The organism is Corallococcus aberystwythensis, from assembly GCF_003612165.1.
Classification (GTDB): Bacteria; Myxococcota; Myxococcia; order Myxococcales; family Myxococcaceae; genus Corallococcus; species Corallococcus aberystwythensis.
Map to the genome: position 1 here is coordinate 1 of NZ_RAWK01000538.1, position 1,160 is coordinate 1,160.

At 66.9% G+C, this 1,160-nt stretch carries 2 protein-coding genes; both read right to left on the reverse strand.

Annotation, left to right across the window (positions count from 1 at the left end; all coding sequences use genetic code 11):
* Nucleotides 1–2: 2 nt before the first annotated feature.
* Complete coding sequence (locus D7W81_RS41300; RefSeq protein ID WP_244227801.1) at nucleotides 3–581, reverse strand: transposase; 579 nt, start codon at nucleotides 579–581, stop codon at nucleotides 3–5.
* On the reverse strand, nucleotides 578–1,114 hold the full coding sequence (locus D7W81_RS41305) for a helix-turn-helix domain-containing protein (RefSeq protein ID WP_120560755.1): 537 nt from the start codon (nucleotides 1,112–1,114) through the stop codon (nucleotides 578–580). Before D7W81_RS41305 ends, D7W81_RS41300 begins: the two co-directional genes overlap by 4 nt.
* Between the last annotated feature and the right edge of the window lie 46 nt (nucleotides 1,115–1,160).

Below are 1,160 nucleotides of genomic sequence, written 5' to 3' on the forward strand. Positions count from 1 at the left end.
ATTCACGCCTCGACTGATTGAGTCGGGTTCCAGGGAGAGCCGAGGAGACTGAGCACCGCTTGGGGCCGGGCGCGGTAGTAGCCAAGCCCCGAGCGCAGCGCGTGCTGCAGTTCGGTCATCTCGTCAAAGAGGACGTTGTGCGTGGCGCGCTGGCGCAGGGGCCGCCACAGCCGCTCAATGGGCTGAAGCTGCGGGCTGTAGGGTGGGAGTCGGTACAGCGTCAGATGCGGGTAGCGCCGCAGAGCCCAATCCACCGGGCGGCCGCGGTGCCAGGGCGCGTTGTCGATGACGAGGATGACTTCGCGGTTCTGCGCAGCCGGGTAGGCGCGTGCGACGTCGAGCAGGTGGTGGGCAAAGGCCACCTGCATGCGCTTCGTCTTGGACAGCCCGTCCTTGCGCCGAGTGCGGGTGCGGCTGCCATACAGACGGCTCGTCACCGCGCCGGTGGTGACGTTGGCCGAGGCAAAGGTGTGCACCACGTCCTTGCAGTCGCGGGTGGCGATGACGGGGCGCTCGCCCTTGAGGCCCAGGGTGGCTGTCAGCGTGGGCACCATGGGAAAGCGCGCTTCGTCCTGGCTCAAGAGGGCAATGTCGCCTGCTTGCGCCTGGAGTTTTTTTCGCTCAACTCCTGCCGGGCCTGTAGCTGGCGCGCTGGGTCTGCCCGCAGGAAGCGGTAGGTAGGCCGGTAGAGCCGGACTCCGTGGCGGCGACAGAAGTCACCCATGGCGGTTTCGCGCACGCGGATGCCTGTCTTCAGCTGGAGGAAGTCGGCCAGGGCCACGTGCGTCCAGTTGGCGCGCTTGAGGCCGCAGGCGCGGGGGCCCTGACGTATCCAGTCCAGAATGGTGGGCCCCAGTTCCTCTGGGATGAGGGGCGTCTTGCCCGGCGCCCACTGAATCCTCAGCCCCTCCAGTCCCCCTGCTCGGTAGCGGGCCACAAAGCGCTGGATGTTACGCGCCGTGGTACCCAGGTCTTCGGCAATCTGCTGCTGAGGACGGCTCCGGGCTGTCATCAGCACCGCCTGGCACCTGTCGCGCAATCGGCGGTCCTCCGTCGTTCGGAAGCACGCTTCCAGCTCGCCCCTCTGCTCCTCACTCAGCTCCAGCCGGCTCATGCAAATTCAACCCGCGACCATCGACGGATTCATCCGAGCCGTGAAT